Source organism: Pseudomonas sp. BTN1, assembly GCF_001907715.1.
Classification (GTDB): Bacteria; Pseudomonadota; Gammaproteobacteria; order Pseudomonadales; family Pseudomonadaceae; genus Aquipseudomonas; species Aquipseudomonas paracarnis.
In genome coordinates, this window is sequence record NZ_MPBM01000011.1 from 38,138 (window position 1) to 55,379 (window position 17,242).

General features: G+C 60.5%; 14 protein-coding genes. 4 read left to right on the top strand and 10 right to left on the bottom strand.

Annotated elements, in window-relative coordinates; all coding sequences use genetic code 11:
• Positions 1-104: 104 nt before the first annotated feature.
• Positions 105-2,390, bottom strand: a complete 2,286-nt coding sequence (locus tag BMH52_RS05110) for a TonB-dependent siderophore receptor (RefSeq protein ID WP_073843087.1) — start codon at positions 2,388-2,390, stop codon at positions 105-107.
• A gap of 205 nt (positions 2,391-2,595) precedes the next feature.
• On the opposite strand from BMH52_RS05110, the gene BMH52_RS05115 reads away from it, so the two are divergent.
• Both BMH52_RS05115 and BMH52_RS05120 read left to right on the top strand, forming a co-directional pair.
• Positions 2,596-3,276: a Fe2+-dependent dioxygenase gene (locus BMH52_RS05115; RefSeq protein ID WP_003188464.1), complete on the top strand. Its 681-nt coding sequence runs from the start codon at positions 2,596-2,598 to the stop codon at positions 3,274-3,276.
• 2 nt (positions 3,277-3,278) lie between these two features.
• Positions 3,279-4,022, top strand: coding sequence for a tetratricopeptide repeat protein (locus BMH52_RS05120; RefSeq protein WP_032904005.1), 744 nt, complete (start codon positions 3,279-3,281; stop codon positions 4,020-4,022).
• 121 nt (positions 4,023-4,143) lie between these two features.
• Here the strand turns inward: BMH52_RS05120 and BMH52_RS05125 are convergent, their stop codons facing one another.
• The 5 genes from BMH52_RS05125 to BMH52_RS05145 all read right to left on the bottom strand — a co-directional run bounded on the left by BMH52_RS05125 (position 4,144) and on the right by BMH52_RS05145 (position 9,201).
• Complete coding sequence (locus BMH52_RS05125; protein ID WP_014716890.1) at positions 4,144-5,307, bottom strand: type III PLP-dependent enzyme; 1,164 nt, start codon at positions 5,305-5,307, stop codon at positions 4,144-4,146.
• Positions 5,308-5,751: 444 nt separating this feature from the next.
• Positions 5,752-6,909, bottom strand: coding sequence for a betaine/proline/choline family ABC transporter ATP-binding protein (locus BMH52_RS05130; RefSeq protein WP_014716891.1), 1,158 nt, complete (start codon positions 6,907-6,909; stop codon positions 5,752-5,754).
• On the bottom strand, positions 6,906-7,559 hold the full coding sequence (locus BMH52_RS05135; RefSeq protein ID WP_003188473.1) for an ABC transporter permease: 654 nt from the start codon (positions 7,557-7,559) through the stop codon (positions 6,906-6,908). The genes BMH52_RS05130 and BMH52_RS05135 overlap by 4 nt, the downstream gene beginning before the upstream one ends.
• A gap of 12 nt (positions 7,560-7,571) precedes the next feature.
• Positions 7,572-8,465: a glycine betaine ABC transporter substrate-binding protein gene (locus BMH52_RS05140; protein WP_073843089.1), complete on the bottom strand. Its 894-nt coding sequence runs from the start codon at positions 8,463-8,465 to the stop codon at positions 7,572-7,574.
• Positions 8,466-8,484: 19 nt separating this feature from the next.
• Complete coding sequence (locus BMH52_RS05145; RefSeq protein WP_003188475.1) at positions 8,485-9,201, bottom strand: ABC transporter permease; 717 nt, start codon at positions 9,199-9,201, stop codon at positions 8,485-8,487.
• A 331-nt stretch (positions 9,202-9,532) separates the two neighbouring features.
• Here BMH52_RS05145 and BMH52_RS05150 point away from each other — a divergent pair, with 331 nt between their 5' ends.
• Together BMH52_RS05150 and BMH52_RS05155 are read left to right on the top strand one after the other, a co-directional pair.
• Positions 9,533-11,116 carry a peptide chain release factor 3 gene (locus BMH52_RS05150; RefSeq protein WP_003188476.1) on the top strand — a complete coding sequence of 528 codons (1,584 nt, stop codon included), beginning with the start codon at positions 9,533-9,535 and terminating at the stop codon, positions 11,114-11,116.
• Positions 11,117-11,395: 279 nt separating this feature from the next.
• Positions 11,396-11,656, top strand: coding sequence for a hypothetical protein (locus BMH52_RS05155; RefSeq protein ID WP_032904007.1), 261 nt, complete (start codon positions 11,396-11,398; stop codon positions 11,654-11,656).
• Positions 11,657-11,729: 73 nt separating this feature from the next.
• Here the strand turns inward: BMH52_RS05155 and BMH52_RS05160 are convergent, their stop codons facing one another.
• From BMH52_RS05160 to BMH52_RS05175, 4 genes are all read right to left on the bottom strand, one after another.
• Positions 11,730-13,988: a TonB-dependent siderophore receptor gene (locus BMH52_RS05160; RefSeq protein ID WP_072434173.1), complete on the bottom strand. Its 2,259-nt coding sequence runs from the start codon at positions 13,986-13,988 to the stop codon at positions 11,730-11,732.
• A gap of 392 nt (positions 13,989-14,380) precedes the next feature.
• Positions 14,381-15,352 carry a peptide ABC transporter ATP-binding protein gene (locus tag BMH52_RS05165; protein WP_014716895.1) on the bottom strand — a complete coding sequence of 324 codons (972 nt, stop codon included), beginning with the start codon at positions 15,350-15,352 and terminating at the stop codon, positions 14,381-14,383.
• Positions 15,352-16,320, bottom strand: coding sequence for an ABC transporter ATP-binding protein (locus BMH52_RS05170; RefSeq protein ID WP_014716896.1), 969 nt, complete (start codon positions 16,318-16,320; stop codon positions 15,352-15,354). Before BMH52_RS05170 ends, BMH52_RS05165 begins: the two co-directional genes overlap by 1 nt.
• A gap of 10 nt (positions 16,321-16,330) precedes the next feature.
• Positions 16,331-17,242, bottom strand: coding sequence for an ABC transporter permease subunit (locus BMH52_RS05175; RefSeq protein WP_003188486.1), 912 nt, complete (start codon positions 17,240-17,242; stop codon positions 16,331-16,333).

Here is a 17,242-nt window from a genome sequence, read left to right on the forward strand (position 1 = left end):
CTGGATATCTGATCACGGCGCGCATTATGCCGTGAGTTGCCGGGAAACACGCAAAAGCCCCACGCATCCGATGTGTGGGGCTTCTGGCTGGAACTTTACCGCTTTTAGAAGTGGAAGCTGGTGGTCAACAACGCCGTACGACCGGCCGCCTGGTTGGCGAAATGCGTGGAGAAGGCCTTGTCGTAGTAGGTCTTGTCGGTAAGGTTCTGCACGTTCAATTGCAGGTCGACGTTCTTGGTCAGCTTGTAGCTGGCCATGGCGTCGTAGCGGGTGTAGGAGGGTACATACACCGTGTTGCCGACATCACCGTAAACCTCATCGACGTAGAAGGCGCCGCCGCCGATGGTCAGCTTGGGCGTGATCTCGTAGGTGGTCCACAGGCTGAAGGAGTTCTTCGGCGTGTTGGGCATCTGATTGCCTTTGTTGGAGCCCGCACTCACGACACCGTTACGCCCGTTGAGGCCGGATTTGACCAGTTCGCTGTCCAGATAGCTGTAGCCCGCAAACACCTGCCATTGTTCGGTGATTTTGCCGCTGGCGGACAACTCGATGCCGTCGACCTGAGATTCACCGGCGTTCTGGTAGGTGAGTGCATCCACCAGGATGCGGGTGTTTTTCTTCTCGGTGCGGAACACGGCTGCGGTCAGGGACAGGCGGTCGTGGAACAGGTCCCACTTGGTGCCCAGTTCGTAGTTGACGGTTTCTTCTGGCTGCAAGTCGCTGGTGGCGGCACCGGCAGACAGCGGGTTGCCGTCGGATCCTTCGCCTATCAGGCCACCGGCTGGCGTGGCCGATGTGGCGTAAGAGGCGTAGATGCTGGCGTTCTCCACCGGCTTCCACACCAGGCCGGCCTGCCAGTTGAAGAACTGACTGTCGTCCTTGATCTTGGTGCGCCCGGCGACGGCGTTGGTGTTGGCTTCGGTGTCAAAGGTGTCGTAGCGCAACCCCACGTTCAGCAGCCATTTAGGATCGAGCTCGATGGTGTCGAACACGTACGCGGCGCGGCTGGTGGCCTTGGTGTTGGTACCGTTGTAGTTGCGCGCGATGCTGCCGTTCCAGGCGTCGTCCGGGTTCGGGTTGCTCAGTGAGGTGCACTGGCCGCCCAGGCTGCCCTTGGCCGTTGTGCACACCGGGTTGGCGTTAGGGCTGACGGTGTAGCCGCTGACACGGGTTTCTTCGCCGGTAAATTCCAGGCCGGTGGAGTAAGTGTGCTTGAAGCCCAAGGCCTGGAAGCTGCCAAACAGATCGGTCTGGTTGGTGGTTGTGGTCGTGGTCGAGACACGGCTGTTGGCGCGACGCCAGACGGTGCCGTAGCGGTTGACGTTGAACTTGCTGTCATCCGGCTGGGTGAGCACATAGTCCTGGCCTGTGCTGCCGTGGCGCAGGGTGTTCTTGAGCGTCATGTTGTCGTTCAGGTCGTGCTCGATGGAGACCGTGCTGATGTCGGCGCGGGTCTTGCGGAAGTCACGGCTTTTCAAACCGTAGAAGTTGTTGCTGTCGCCGCCGTCGTTGGGTTTGTCATGCGCGTGGGCCGTGGCGGTCGCTGAGCCATAGCCATACGGAATCCCCGAATCCGGCAGGTCATCGCTTTCCATATGGTAATAGCTGAGGTTGACACGGGTCGGCGTGCCCAGGCCAAACGTCAGCGACGGTGCCACGCCCCAACGGTCGTAGTTCACCGCATCGCGGCCGGCGACGTTTTGTTCGTGGCTCATCAGGTTCAGGCGGAATGCCGCGCTGTCGTCCAGGAACTGGCGGTTCACGTCGAGCACATAGCGGCGGGTCTGGTCGGAGCCATAGGTAAAGCCGCCGTTGGTGAAGTCCCGCGCTTGTGGGGTCTTGCTCACCAGGTTGAGGCTGCCACCGGCCGAACCACGACCACCGAACGAAGAGTTCGGGCCTTTGCTGACTTCGATGGACTCGATGTCGAAGATCTCGCGGCTCTGGCCGCCGGTATCGCGTACGCCATCGAGGTAGGTATCGCCCTGGGCATCAAAACCACGGATGAACGGACGGTCGCCCTGAGGATTGCCACCTTCACCGGCACCGAAGGTGATACCCGGTACGGTGCGCAAGGCGTCCTGCAACGAGGTGGCGGCGGTGTCCTTGAGGACTTGTTGCGGCACCACGGTGACCGAACGCGGCGTGTCCACCAGCGGCGCGGTGTACTTCTGCGACGAGGCTTTCTCTACCTGGTAGGAGGTGTTGTCCTGCTCTTGGCCGGTGATGTTGGTGGCGCCGAGGGAGATAGGGTTGCGCTCGCCTGTTGGCTCGGTATTTTCAGCGGCCTGTGCCAGGTGGGCGGCGGAGCCGGCACTCAGGGCAACGCCAATGGCGGAGGCCAGCATGCGTGGTGAACTGGCCGGTATTTTTAGAATAGTGCGCGACATGACGTGTCCCTTCCCCAAGGTTGTGAGGCCGCGGAATATAGGGCCAACAAGACTTTGTATCAATTGCGAGATATTGCTATTCGCATCGAATTTACATTCTTTACACTTTTTTGTTACGGATTTTGCGCTCTCGTTCGTCCCCGTGTTTTACAGGGAGGATAAGAATCAATACCATTGGCGCCTCTCTGATCGCAGGTATTGCCTCATGTTGCTGCACATTCCCGGCCTGTTCTCTCGCGAGGAGGTGCTGCGCATTCGCCAAGCCCTGGAAGAGACCGAATGGGCTGACGGCAAAATCACCGCCGGGCACCAGTCGGCCAAGGCCAAGCACAACCTGCAATTACCCGAAGGCCACCCCCTGGCCAAGGAAATCGGCGCGGCGATGCTGGAGCGGTTGTGGAGCAACCCGCTGTTCATGTCGGCCGCGCTGCCGCATAAAGTCTTCCCGCCACTGCTCAACTGCTACACCGCTGGCGGCAGTTTCGACTTTCATATCGACAACGCGGTGCGCCAACCCAAAGGCAGCCATGAGCGCGTGCGCACCGACCTTTCGTCCACGTTGTTCTTCAGCGACCCCGACGACTACGACGGTGGGGAACTGGAGATCCAGGACACGTTCGGCCTGCAGCGGGTCAAGCTACCCGCCGGCGACATGGTGCTGTACCCCGGCTCCAGCCTGCACAAAGTCAACGCGGTGACCCGTGGCGCGCGTTATGCCTCGTTCTTCTGGACCCAAAGCCTGGTGCGCGAAGACAGCCAGCGCACCTTGCTGTTTGAAATGGACGGCGCGATCCAGCAACTGACCCGCGACGTGCCCGACCACCCTGCGCTGATCCAGCTCACCGGCACCTACCACAACCTGTTGCGCCGCTGGGTCGAGGTCTGAGCATGGGCTTTTTATTGCGCCGCGAAGAAGTGCTCAATGTCGAACAATTGCAGAGCATGCTCGATGACTCCCCGGTGCGCGCCGCCCAGGCCATTCTGATCGCGGCCAAGGCAGGCGTGGTCGATGCCCAGGCCCTGCTCGGGCAAATTCTGCTGGAAGGGCGCGGCATCGCACGCGATGAAGCATTGGCGCTGCGCTGGTTCCAGATTGCCGCGCAGGGCGGGCACCTGATGGCGCGCAATATGATCGGGCGTTGCCGCGAGCATGGCTGGGGCTGCGCTGTCGATGAAGCCGCCGCAGCACGGGAATATCGTCTGGCGGCACACGCCGGGTTGGATTGGGGGCAGTACAACTACGCCAACCTCTTGGCTACCGGCCGTGGCGTTGTTGAAGACCAGGCGCAAGCACTGGCGCTGTATCGCCAGGCTGCCGAACAGGGCCATGCCAAGTCGATGAACCTGCTCGGGCGTTACCTGGAAGACGGGCAGCATTGCCCCAAGGATGTTGAGGCGGCCGTTGAGTGGTACCGCCGCTCAGCCGAGGCAGGTGATTTTCGTGGGCAGTTTAGCCATGCGGCGGTGCTGGCAGACAGCGGCCAGGTCGACGCGGCGCTGGAGTGGTTGCACAAGGCGCTGGCAGGCGGGAATCTCAAGTTTCTGCAAACGGCACACAAGGCGCTGGCACGGGCGGATGACCCGCGAATTCGCGCCATGGCCGAGTTGTACCAGCAACGAGCTACGAGCTGATCGTTCCCACGCTCCGCGTGGGAATGCCGCCCTGGACGCTCCGCGTCCGCACTTGAGCGCGTAACGCAGAGCGTCACAGGAGGCGTTCCCACGCAGAGCGTGGGAACGATCGGGGGAGGGGTTAAACGTAGAAGGATTTCAGCGGCGGGAACCCATTGAACTCAACCGCGCTGTAGCTGGTGGTGTAGGCACCGGTCGACAACCAGTACAGACGATCACCAATGGCCAGGTTCAATGGCAGGCCGTACTTGTAGTTTTCGTACATGATGTCGGCGCTGTCGCAGGTCGGGCCGGCGATGACCACTTCTTCCATCTCGCCTTTCTTCTCGGTCCAGATCGGGAACTTGATGGCTTCGTCCATGGTTTCGATCAGGCCGGAGAACTTGCCCACATCCGTGTACACCCAGCGCTCGACGGCGGTACGGGACTTGCGCGCCACCAGCACCACTTCGCTGACCAGGATGCCGGCGTTGGCGATCAGCGAACGGCCAGGCTCCAGGATGATTTCCGGCAGGTCGTCACCGAAGTCTTCTTTAAGGAAACGGATGATTTCTTCGGCGTAGGTTTCCAGGCTGTTGGTGCGGGTGATGTAGTTGGCCGGGAAGCCACCGCCCATGTTGATCAGCTTCAGGTGGATGCCGTCTTCTTCTTTGAGGCGTTCGAAGATCACCTTGACCTTGGCGATGGCTGCGTCCCACACGCTGATGTCGCGCTGTTGCGAGCCGACGTGGAACGAGATGCCGTAAGGCACCAGGCCCAGGTCGCGGGCGAGGATCAGCAGGTCCATGGCCATGTCGGTCTGGCAGCCGAATTTACGCGACAACGGCCAGTCAGCAGTGGTCGAGCCTTCGGTGAGGATACGCACATACACTTTCGAACCCGGCGCGGCCTTGGCGATGTTGCGAAGGTCGGCTTCGGAGTCGGTGGAGAACAGACGCACGCCCTTCTCATAGAAGTAGCGGATGTCCTTGGATTTCTTGATGGTGTTGCCGTAGCTGATACGGTCGGCGCTGACGCCGCGGTCCATGACCTTGTCCAGCTCATAGATCGAGGCGATGTCGAAGCTCGAACCCTTGTCTTTCAACAGGTCGATGATCTCAACGGCCGGGTTGGCCTTGACGGCGTAATACACCTTGGCGAATTCGAAACCGGCGCGCAGGTCGTCGTAGGCCTGGCTGATCATCGCGGTGTCGATCACCACGAACGGGGTTTCTTGCTTGTCGGCGAACGCCTTCATTTTGTCAAAAGTGGCGCGCGCGAAATAATCTTCGACGTTGATCGACATGCTGGGAACTCCTAAGGGCAAACTAATTTGATCAATGGGTGCAAATGAACGTCCTCCGTATCCCCACTTTGGTTCGCCTACTTCCCAAGGCATGTCGCCGAAAGCAAAAAGGCCATGGGGTAAGCTGCCCTTGGCCTTGCTGTCTCGTCGTCAGTACTTGAGCCGGATGGATCGTTTCCAGCATGGACGTTCGGCGCGAACTTTAGGGCTTGGCGGGCGTGGGATCAACTAAAAATGTCGCGTTTTTGCACGCGTTCGTCGCGCGGCCGCGTGCAGCTACTTATGTAACCGACCGGTGTGACGGATTGATGTTCCCCGGATGGGGCCAATCAGATGGATTTGCGGTGTATTCATCGCAGGCAAGCCAGCTCCCACATTTGAACTGCATTCTTATGCTGGAATGCATTCCCCTGTGGGAGCTGGCTTGCCTGCGATAGCGATCTATCAAGCCAAAGCAGTTTCGGCAGGCGAGACAATGCTGGTCTTGCCGCCACGGGATTTACCGGAACTCAGGTATTCGGCAATCGACTCCTGAGTCACCTCACCCAAGAACACCCGCTCCGCATCCATCACCGGCAACCACGAACGGTTGAACTCGTACATGCGCGACAGCAGGATGCGCAAATGCTCGTCGTACGCCGCCGTGGCATTGAACTCGCGCAGGTACTGGCCGCAGGTGCCGGCCTGGCGGTGCAGGTCGCGACGGCGTACGTAGCCCAGCGCCTTGTTCTCCGAACAGGTGACCACCACATAGCGGCGGTCATGCTCGTCCATCAGTTCCAAGGCATCGGCCACGGGTGTTTCCGGGCTCACCGACGGGGCGTTGTCCGCCGCGTCTTCGGCTTTTACCAGCAGCAGGCGCTTGAGGGTGCTGTCCTGGCCCACGAAATTGCTGACGAACTCGTCGGCCGGGTGCGCCAGCAGCGTGTCCGGGTGGTCGATCTGCAGCAGCTTGCCGGCGCGGAAGATGGCGATCTTGTCACCCAGCTTGATGGCTTCGTCGATGTCATGGCTGACCATGATCACGGTCTTGTTCAGCGCGCGCTGCATCTCGAAGAATTCGTTCTGGATCATCTCGCGGTTGATCGGGTCGACCGCGCCGAACGGCTCGTCCATCAGCAGCAGCGGCGCATCCGCCGCCAGGGCGCGGATCACTCCGATGCGCTGTTGCTGCCCACCCGACAATTCACGCGGGTAGCGATGCAGGTACTGCTTGGGCTCCAGCTTGATCATGCTCATCAATTCGCGGGCGCGGTCGTGGCATTTTTGCTTGTCCCAGCCGAGCAGCTTGGGCACCACCACGATGTTCTCTTCGATGGTCATGTTGGGGAACAGGCCGATCTGCTGGATCACGTAGCCGATGTTGCGACGCAGGGTCACCTCGTCGAGGTCGGTGGTGTCTTCGCCGTTGATCAGGATCTTGCCCGAGGAGGGCTTGATCAGGCGGTTGATCATCTTCAGCGTGGTGCTCTTGCCGCAGCCCGAGGGCCCCAGGAATACGCAAATTTCGCCTTCGTTGACGGTCAGGCTTACATCGTTGACGGCGGTGACGGTCTTGCCGTTGCTTTGAAAAGTCTTGGACAGGTTTTGAAGTTCGATCATTTGAGCAATCCTTTTGGAGTCAGCGAGCGTTGCAGCCATTGCAGAAGCAGGTCGGCGAAGATGGCCAGGAGACTGACCAGCACGGCGCCGACGATCAGCATCGACATATCGCTGCGGCTGATGGAAGCCAGAATAAGTACACCCAGGCCACCGGCACCGATGGTGGCGGCGATGGTCATCACACCGATATTCATCACCACGGCGGTACGCACGCCAGCGAGAATCACCGGCACCGCAATCGGCAGTTCGACCATGCGCAGGCGCTGGCCGAAGGTCATGCCAATGCCGCGTGCGGCTTCGCGAATGCCTGGCTCAACGCCGGTGAGGGCCAGGTAGGTGTTACGCATGATTGGCAGCAGGGAGTAAAGGAACACGGCGGTGATCGCCGGCATTGGCCCCAGGCCCTGGCCGAACTTGGAGTAGAACGGCAGCAGCAGGCCGAACAGCGCGATGGATGGCACGGTCAGCAACACTGTGGCGCTGGCTTGCAACGGGCCGGCCAGGGTCGGGAAGCGCGTCATCAGAATGCCCAGGGGCACGCCGATGAAGATCGCGAGGATCACTGCGATGCCGACCAGGGTGATGTGCTGCCAGGTCAGGTGCAGGACCTGGGCCCAATCAAGATGGGAAAAGGCGTTCAAAAATTCCATGTCTTCTCCTTTTTAGTTGATTGGATGTTGGCGCAGGAAATCGGCGGCAACGGCGGACGGGCTTTCATGGTCGACGTCGACCCGTGCATTGAGCTGGCGCATGGTTTCGTCGTCGAACAGGTGGGCCAAAGGCTTGAGTTCGGCGGCCAGTTGCGGGTGCTTGTCGAGGTACTCCTTGCGGATCACCGGGGCTGCGGTGTAGTCCGGGAAGTAGTGCTTGTCGTCTTCCAGCAGCTTCAACTTAAAGGCGTTGAGGCGCCCGTCGGTGGTGTAGACCAAACCGGCAAACACCTGGCCGTTACGCAGTGCGGTGTAGACCAGGCCGGCGTCCATTTGCCGGGTGTTCTTGCGTGTCAGGTTCATGTCGTACAGCTTGACCATGCCGGCCAGGCCATCGGAGCGGTTGGCGAACTCGGTGTCCAGGGCGACCAGGCGCTGTTCCTTGATGTCCTCGGCCATGGCTTTGGTGAGATCGCTGATGCTGTTGATCTCGGGATGTTCCTCAGCAACTTTCTCCGGCAGTGCCAGGGCGTAGGTGTTGCTGAAACGCGACGGCGACAGCCAGACCAAGCCTTTTTTCGCATCGAGTTCTTTGACCCGAGCGTAGGACTGTTCGCTGTCGAGTTTCTCGTCGATATGGTTGTAGGCCACCAGCGACACGCCGGTGTATTCCCATATCAGGTCCAGTTGCCCGCTTTCCTGGGCACTGCGCGCCAGGTTGCTGCCCAGGCCGCCGGTCACGCGGGCGTCGTAGCCCTTGGTGCGCAGGTATTGGGAAGTGATTTCGGCGAGCAGGGTCTGCTCGGTGAACACCCGGGCGCCGATGCGGATCACGGGTTTTTCGGCGGCTTGCGCAATACCTGCAAGCAGCAGGACGCAGCCTAATATCAAGCTCAGTTTTTTCATGTGAATTCCTTTACCGGGCTTAAGACGGGCGTAACCCGCGTTCCAGCCAGAGGCGGCTAGCCATGGTCACCAGGCCATCAAGCAGCAATGCCAGCAGCGCGGTACACGCGGCGCCGAGCAACAGTTGCGGCTGATTGTTCAGGGCGATGCCGGGGAAGATCAGGCTGCCCAGGCTGTTGGCGCCAATCAGGAACGCCAGCGGTGCGGTACCGACGTTGATCGCCAGGGCCACGCGCACACCGCCGATGATGATCGGCACGGCGTTGGGCAGCTCCACGCGAAACAGCACCTGGCGCGGGGTCATGCCGATGCCGGTGGCGGCTTCCTTGAGGGAGCCCTGAACGTTTTTCAGGCCTTCGTAGGTGTTACGCACGATGGGCAGGAGCGAGGCGAGGAACAGCGCGAAGATGGCCGGGCCGCTGCCGATGCCGAGGACGCCGAGGGCGATGGCCAGTACGGCCAGGGGAGGGACGGTGTTGCCGATGTTGAAGATCTGCATGAAACGTTCTGCGCGCCCGACCATGTTGGGTCGGCTGAGCAGGATACCGGCGGGGATGCCCACAATCAGGGCCGCCAGCATGGAGACTAAAACCAGAATCAGATGAGCTTGCAGGTAAAACAACAAATCGTCGCGGTACAGTTCGATCGTGTTGATGCCGATCCAGTGGACCAGCAGGGCCAGGAGAGCGACGACAACCACTGCTCCTATCAGCCCTTTGCCATAGCGAATAGCCACAGGCGGACTCCTTTTTTTCTTTTGTCGGCGAACACATTTCCGAGCGGCAATGCCATTCCTGGCTGCCTCTGATGAGTTCGCGAAAAGCAACTCGCCGATACTGGCAATGCAGTATGCGATCGAGCCATGAGCGCAGCCTCGTCAGGCTAACTTGCTGATATTTCAGCCCCTGTTCCGAGTGCGATAGCAGGGGAGTGGACGTCTCGACCTTTTAAAAGGTTCCACACTTGGGCGCATTTAGCCACCCCCAATGGGCTCAACGGTGGTCCGTACCCTCGCGTTTGCGCTATACTCGCCGCCCTTTTTTGACTCACCTGCCAGGCGATTTCCCATGACCCACCAGGCCGCCGAAGTCGCGAAACGCCGCACTTTCGCCATTATTTCCCACCCCGATGCCGGTAAGACCACCATCACCGAAAAGCTGTTGCTGATGGGCAAGGCGATCGCGGTGGCCGGCACGGTGAAATCGCGCAAATCCGACCGCCATGCCACCTCCGACTGGATGGAAATGGAAAAACAACGGGGTATTTCCATTACCACGTCGGTCATGCAGTTCCCGTATCGCGAGCACATGATCAACCTGCTCGACACCCCGGGGCACGAAGACTTCTCCGAAGATACCTACCGCACCCTCACCGCGGTGGACTCGGCGCTGATGGTCCTCGACGGCGGTAAAGGCGTCGAACCGCGTACCATCGCGTTGATGGACGTGTGCCGTCTGCGTGACACGCCGATTGTCAGTTTCATCAACAAACTCGACCGCGATATCCGCGACCCCATCGAGTTGCTGGATGAAATCGAAGCCGTCTTGAAGATCAAAGCCGCGCCGATCACCTGGCCGATTGGTTGCTACCGCGACTTCAAGGGCGTGTACCACCTGGCCGACGACTACATCATTGTCTACACCGCCGGCCACGGCCATGAACGCACCGAAACCAAGATCATCGAGAAGCTCGACTCCGACGAAGCCCGTGCCCACCTGGGCGACGAGTACGATCGTTTCGTCGACCAGCTGGAACTGGTGCAGGGCGCCTGCCATGAGTTCAACCAGCAGGAATTCCTCGACGGCCAACTGACGCCGGTGTTCTTCGGTACCGCGCTGGGCAACTTCGGTGTCGACCACGTGCTCGACGCCGTCGTGGACTGGGCGCCAAAACCCCTGGCCCGCGTTGCCAACGAGCGCACCGTGGAACCGGTGGAAGAGAAATTCACCGGCTTCGTGTTCAAGATCCAGGCGAACATGGACCCGAAACACCGCGACCGTATCGCCTTTATGCGCATCTGCTCCGGCAAGTACGAAAAAGGCATGAAGATGCGCCACGTGCGCACCGGCAAGGACGTACGCATCGGCGACGCCCTGACGTTCTTCTCCTCCGAGCGTGAACAGCTGGAAGAGGCGTTTGCCGGCGACATCATCGGCCTGCACAACCACGGCACCATCCAGATCGGCGACACCTTTACCGAAGGCGAAGCCCTGGGCTTCACCGGCATTCCGCATTTCGCCCCGGAACTGTTCCGCCGCGTGCGCCTGCGTGACCCGCTCAAGTCCAAGCAACTGCGCCAAGGCTTGCAGCAATTGGCCGAAGAGGGCGCCACCCAGGTGTTCTTCCCCGAGCGCAGCAACGACATCATCCTCGGCGCGGTGGGTGTGCTGCAGTTCGACGTGGTCGCCAGCCGCTTGAAAGAGGAATACAAGGTGGAGTGCTCCTACGAGCCGATCACCGTGTATTCGGCGCGCTGGATTGATTGCAGCGATAAGAAGAAGTTGGAAGAGTTCTCCAACAAGGCCGTGGAAAACCTGGCAATCGACGGCGGTGGTCACCTGACCTACCTGGCGCCGACCCGCGTCAACCTGGCGCTGATGGAAGAGCGTTGGCCGGATGTGAAATTCCGCGCGACCCGCGAACACCACTAAGGTTTGAGCGGTAGAGAGAAGGGCGAAGCTGTGATGGCTTCGCCCTTTTTTATGGTTGCCCGAAGGCTAAGTGTGGGAGCGGGCTTGCTCGCGAAGGCGGTGGATCAGCCGACGCATCTGTTGAATGACGCCCCGCATTCGCGAGCAAGCCCGCTCCCACAGTTAATCTCGATTTAACCAGAAATTGGCGCAAACCCTTGATCAGAACTAGTTTCAAAGACTGGCGATGGTAATGGGTCTGTCGCGTGGGCTATACCTACTGACTGGACGGAATCGATCATGAGTATTTTTCAACGAATAGTGCTGTTGATGAAAGTGCTGGTGCTGTTGTCGTTGGGGATGTCGACGGCCTGGGCGCATAACCCGGTGCCGAGCGCAGCGGTGGTGACCAGTGGTCAGGCATCGCACTTGCAGTTGGCCAAGTCCGAAGCCGAACCAGGCGATCAGGGCCAGGGCGGCAGCGAGGGTGATGATGACTCTACTACCGACGAGCCCGACAGCGACGACGCAGACGCAGACGAAGGCGATAGCCAAACGTAGGCTCGCTAGAAAGAAAGCGCCTCCCGCCAGTCTATAGCTGGTGGGAGGCGCTTTTCAGACCTCAAACAATGCCTTAGAACGATGTAGTCACCGACGCGAAGTAAGCGCGGCCCGGTTCATTGTAGGTCTGGGCACCGGCGTCGTCGGCGTTACCTTTGCGAGACAGGCGCTTGTCCAGGAGGTTGTTGATGCCCACGCGTACGCTCAGGTTTTTGCTGAATTCGTAGCCGCTGCTCAGGCCCATCAACCCGTACGGGTCGACGTCCTGCTGGGCGCTGCGCTCGTAACTGCTGGCGCTGCGTGAGTTGAGCGTCGGTGCTTCTTGTTTGCCGTAATAGGTGCCGCTGACCTGGAAAGACAGCTTGTCAGTGGCTTGCCAGTCCAGCGTGGTGTTGACGGTGTACTTGGGGATGATGCTCAACGGCTCGCCGGTGTCCTTGTCCTTGGAGTCGATCATGTAGGTCAGGTTGGTATTCAAGTTCAAGTCATCGCGCAGGCTGATGAACAGGTTGCCTTCAACGCCCTGCACCAAGGCGGGCCCGCTGTTTTCCCACTCCAGCACGCGGCGACCGTTGCCCAGGCGGAAGGCCGCCTCGTTACTGGCGTTGATCTTGTTCTTGTAGTCATTACGGAAGTACGTCGCACTGGTACGCCAGGTGCCCTTGTCGAAAGCCAGGCCGATTTCCTTGTTGACGCTGATTTCCGGCTTCAGGTCGCGATTACCCACCAGGTAGCAACCGCCCATGTTGGCTTCGCTGGCGTTGCAGCCATTGCCACGGCTGTACAGCAAATAGTTCGGGTTGGACTGGTACAGGTTGGGTGTTTTATAGGCGCGGGCGATGCCACCCTTGATGCTCAATTCATCGGTCAACTGGTGCGAGGCGTTGAAGCTGGGGCTCCAGTTGCCGCCGTATTCCTCATGGTCGTCGAAGCGCAAGCCAGGCGTGATGACAGTCTTGCTGCCCAGCTCGATGTTGTCTTCGGCAAACAAGGCGTAGCTCGAGGCGGTGGTCTTGGTGCTGTTGCGGCTCACGCCCGGGATGGCGGGGACGCCGCCGGTGCCTGGGTCATAGCTTTGCGGGCGCAACGAGCCTGGGTCGTTCATCGACTCGTAGAGGTACTCGCTGCCCAGGGTCAGCACCTGTTCGGCACCGACGCTCAGGGGCAGGTTGACCTCGGCGGTGGCCCGAGTGTTGCGCAAGCGCGACTCGAAACGGCCTGCGCTGGCAGACGGTGCACCCTCGCCAGAACCGGCCAGGCCTTCATTGAGGCGTTCGTTGCGGGTCAGGTCGTGGGTTAGCGAAGCCAGGGTCGAGCCCCAGTCGAACTCGCCGCGGTGCGTGGCCGAAAAGCTGCTGCGTTGAATCACACTGGTTTCCTTGCCCACCAGGCTTTCCACGAACGCGCCACCGCCGTTGAGCATGGTATCGCCGGCGAAAATATTGCCCTGGCGGCTGTAGCTGGCTTCCAGGTCGAGGGTTTGCTCGGGGGTGAACTGCCAGCTCAGCAAGCCGTTCACGTCTTTATTGCGCACGCCCTCGCGGCCGGCCACCAGCGAGTCTGGGGTCGCCTGTGCTGCGCGGTTGATGTCGGCGTCATCGGCGTCGGTCTTGTTCAGGCCGCCATAGACGCGGAACGCCAGTGTGTCGGTCAACGGGCCGCTGAGGTTGAAGTTGGTGCGTTTGCTCGCGCCTTCGGCATCGTTTTCGGGGAAGGCGGTGTAGGCGGTCAGCGAGCCGTGCAGTTGGTCGGTGGGGCGTTTGGTGATGATGTTGATGACACCGCCCATGGCACCGGAGCCATAACGGGCGGCGGCCGGGCCGCGCAGGATTTCAATGCGTTCGACTTCTTCGGCCGGCACCCAATTGGTTTCGCCACGGGTATCGCGGTCGCCGCTCCAGCCATAACGCACGGCGTTGCGGGAGGTGGACGGCTTGCCATCGATCAGGATCAGGGTGTTTTCCGGGCCCATGCCGCGCAGGTCGATTTGGCGGTTGTTGCCACGGCTGCCGCTGGAACTGTTGCCGGTCAGGTTCACGCCCGGCTCGCGGCGGATGATCTCCGACAGGTCGTTGGTGGGCGGGCGTTTCTTGATGTCTTCGGCGGTGATGATCGACACACCGGGCGCCTGCTTGAGTTCTTCGGCAGCGGTGCCCAATACACGCGTTTCGCCCAGCACCAGGGCTTGGGGCGTGCCATCCACCGGCAGGTCTGTCGCTTGGATCGGCACTTTATCGCGCTCTTTTTCCACACTCTGCGCCAGCAGCGCGGGGGACGAAAGGGTAGCGATAAACGCCAGCGAGAGATGGCTGAGCCTGAATTGAGACGACATGTCCACAAAGTCCTTTAGGAGGGGCGATTGAACGAGAGGCGTCTGAATTTTTGTCGTGCATCCAGCGCTCTCCGTGCGCCGTAATGGTATTGATTCTCAAACAGAAGTAAATTGCATTTACAATCTATACACTTTTCGAAACGCTCTGGCTCAATGTTTTCAGGGCTTTTGGCATGGGTTCAAACGGTATGTTTTTTGTTACAACCACGCAAAAAAAAGCCCCTCCAGCCAGACTGATGCGCAATCTGGCGGGAAGGGCGATGGAACTCGATATTACGCATTACCCCTGTGGGGCGGGCTTGCTCGCGAAGACGGTGTGTCAGCAACCCATCTGTAGCTGAACCCACGCATTCGCGAGCAAGCCCGCTCCCACAGAGGGAAACAATGTTGCTTCAGGCCACGAATTGCTCCGCGTAGTGACAAGCCACCTGCCGGTTATCCAACGGCCGCAACAGCGGCTCCTCACTGCTGCAGCGCTCGGTCGCATACGGGCAGCGCTTGTGGAACGCGCAACCCGGCGGCGGGTTCAGTGGGTTGGGCAGTTCGCCGACGATCTTGATCTTTGGCTTGCTCGGGTCCGGGTGAATGGTCGGCGTGGCCGACAGCAGCGCCTGGGTGTAAGGGTGCAGCGGGCGTGCGTAGATGTCTTCCTTGGGGCCCACCTCAACCGGGCGGCCGAGGTACATCACCATCACATCGTCAGCTACGTGCTGTACCACCGCCAGGTTGTGGGAAATGAACACGTAGGCGGTGTTGAATTCCTGCTGCAGATCCATGAACAGGTTAAGCACCTGTGCCTGGATCGACACGTCCAGCGCCGAGGTCGGTTCGTCCGCCACCAGCACCTTGGGTTGCAGCATCATTGCGCGAGCCAGGGCGATACGCTGGCGCTGACCACCGGAGAACATGTGCGGGTAGCGCTGATAATGCTCAGGGCGCAGGCCCACTTGCTTCATCATCGCCTGCACTTTTTCGCGGCGCTCGGCAGCGGACAGGTGGGTGTTGATCAGCAGCGGTTCGGCCAGTTGATCACCGACTTTCTGGCGTGGGTTCAACGAGGCATAGGGGCTCTGGAACACCATCTGCACGTCTTTGCGCAATTGCTTGCGCTGAGCCTTGTTGGCGCCGGCCACTTCTTGCCCGGCGATTTTCAACGAGCCCGACGAGGGCTCTTCAATCAGCGTCAGGGCGCGGGCCAGGGTGGATTTGCCACAGCCCGACTCGCCTACCACGGCGAGGGTCTTGCCGGCTTCCAGCTCAAAAGACACACCATTAAGAGCACGCACGGTGGCATGGCCCTTGAACAGGCCACGGGACACTTCGTAGTGACGGGTGAGGTCGCGGGCGGTAAGTACGACGGCCATTACGCCACCTCCTGGTTCAACGGGTAGAAGCAGCGGGCAAGGCTGTTGCTTTTCGGATCGAGGCCCGGCCGCTGGGCGCGGCAGGAGTCCTGCACATACGGGCAGCGCGGCGACAGCAGGCAACCCTGCGGACGGTCATAGCGGCCCGGCACGATGCCCGGCAGCGTGGCCAGGCGCGTGGCACCCAGGCTGTGCTCGGGAATCGCCTTGAGCAACGCTTCGCTGTACGGGTGTGCCGGAATGTCGAACAACTGCGGCACCTGGCCGACTTCCACTGCCTGACCTGCGTACATTACGCAAACGCGCTGGGCGGTTTCAGCCACTACCGCGAGGTCATGAGTGATCAGCACCAGGCCCATGTTCTGCTCTTTTTGCAGGGCCAACAGCAGCTCCATGATCTGCGCCTGGATGGTCACGTCCAACGCAGTGGTCGGTTCATCGGCGATCAGCAGTTTCGGTTCGCCGGCAATCGCCATGGCGATTGCCACGCGTTGGCTCATACCGCCGGACAATTGGTGCGGGTAGGCATCCATACGGCTGGCAGCGCCTGGGATCTCGACCTTTTCCAGCAGCTCGATGGCGCGTTTGCGTGCTTGTTTGCCGGACATTTTCAAATGCAGGCGCAGCACTTCTTCGATCTGGAAACCCACGGTGTAGCTGGGGTTCAACGCGGTCATCGGGTCCTGGAACACCATCGCCAGGTCTTTGCCGACGATCTGGCGGCGCTGGCGGTTGCTCAACTTGAGCATGTCCTTGCCGTCGAAGTTCAGCGCATCGGCGGTGACGATGCCGGGGTGCTCGATCAGGCCCATCAGCGCCATCATGGTCACGGATTTACCCGAGCCCGACTCGCCAACGATTGCCAGGACTTCGCCCTTGTCGACGGAAATGTCGAGGCCATCGACCACCGGCACGGCGGTCTTGTCGCCGAAGCGCACGTTGAGATTCTTGATTTCTAACAGTGACATGGGAATCTCCTCAGGCGGCGTTCTTGAGTTTCGGGTCCAGCGCATCGCGCAGGCCGTCACCCATCAAGTTGATTGCCAGCACGCTGAGCAAAATGGTCAAGCCAGGCAGGCTCACCACCCACCAGGCGCGTTCGATGTAGTCGCGGGCCGAAGCCAGCATGGTGCCCCACTCAGGGGTTGGCGGTTGTACGCCAAGGCCGAGGAAGCCCAGGGCCGCGGCATCGAGAATCGCCGAGGAAAAGCTCAAGGTCGCTTGTACGATCAGCGGCGCCATGCAGTTAGGCAGCACGGTGATGAACATCAGGCGTGGCAGGCCGGCGCCAGCGAGGCGGGCGGCAGTCACGTAGTCGCGGTTCAGTTCGCCCATCACGGCGGCGCGGGTCAGGCGCACATAGGATGGCAACGACACGATGGCGATGGCGATCACGGTGTTGATCAGGCCAGGGCCGAGGATGGCGACAATCGCCACGGCCAGCAGCAGCGATGGCAGGGCCAGCATGATGTCCATCAAGCGCATGATGGTCGGGCCGAGCAAGCGCGGGAAGAACCCAGCGAACAGGCCCAGCAGGATGCCCGGGATCAGCGACATCACCACCGACGATAAACCGATCAGCAACGACAGGCGCGAGCCCTGGATCAGGCGCGAGAGCAAGTCACGGCCCAGTTCGTCGGTGCCCAGCAGGAACTGCATCTGCCCGCCTTCCAGCCAGGCCGGTGGCGTGAGCAGGAAGTCTCGGTATTGCTCGCTGGGGTTATGCGGCGCAACCCACGGGGCGAAGATCGCGCAGAACACGATCAGCAACATGAACAGCAGGCCGGCAACCGCGCCTTTGTTCTTGGAGAAGGCTTGCCAGAATTCTTTGTACGGGGACGGGTACAGCAGGCTCTGATCGACTGCTGACACTTGAGTAGGTGTGGTCAT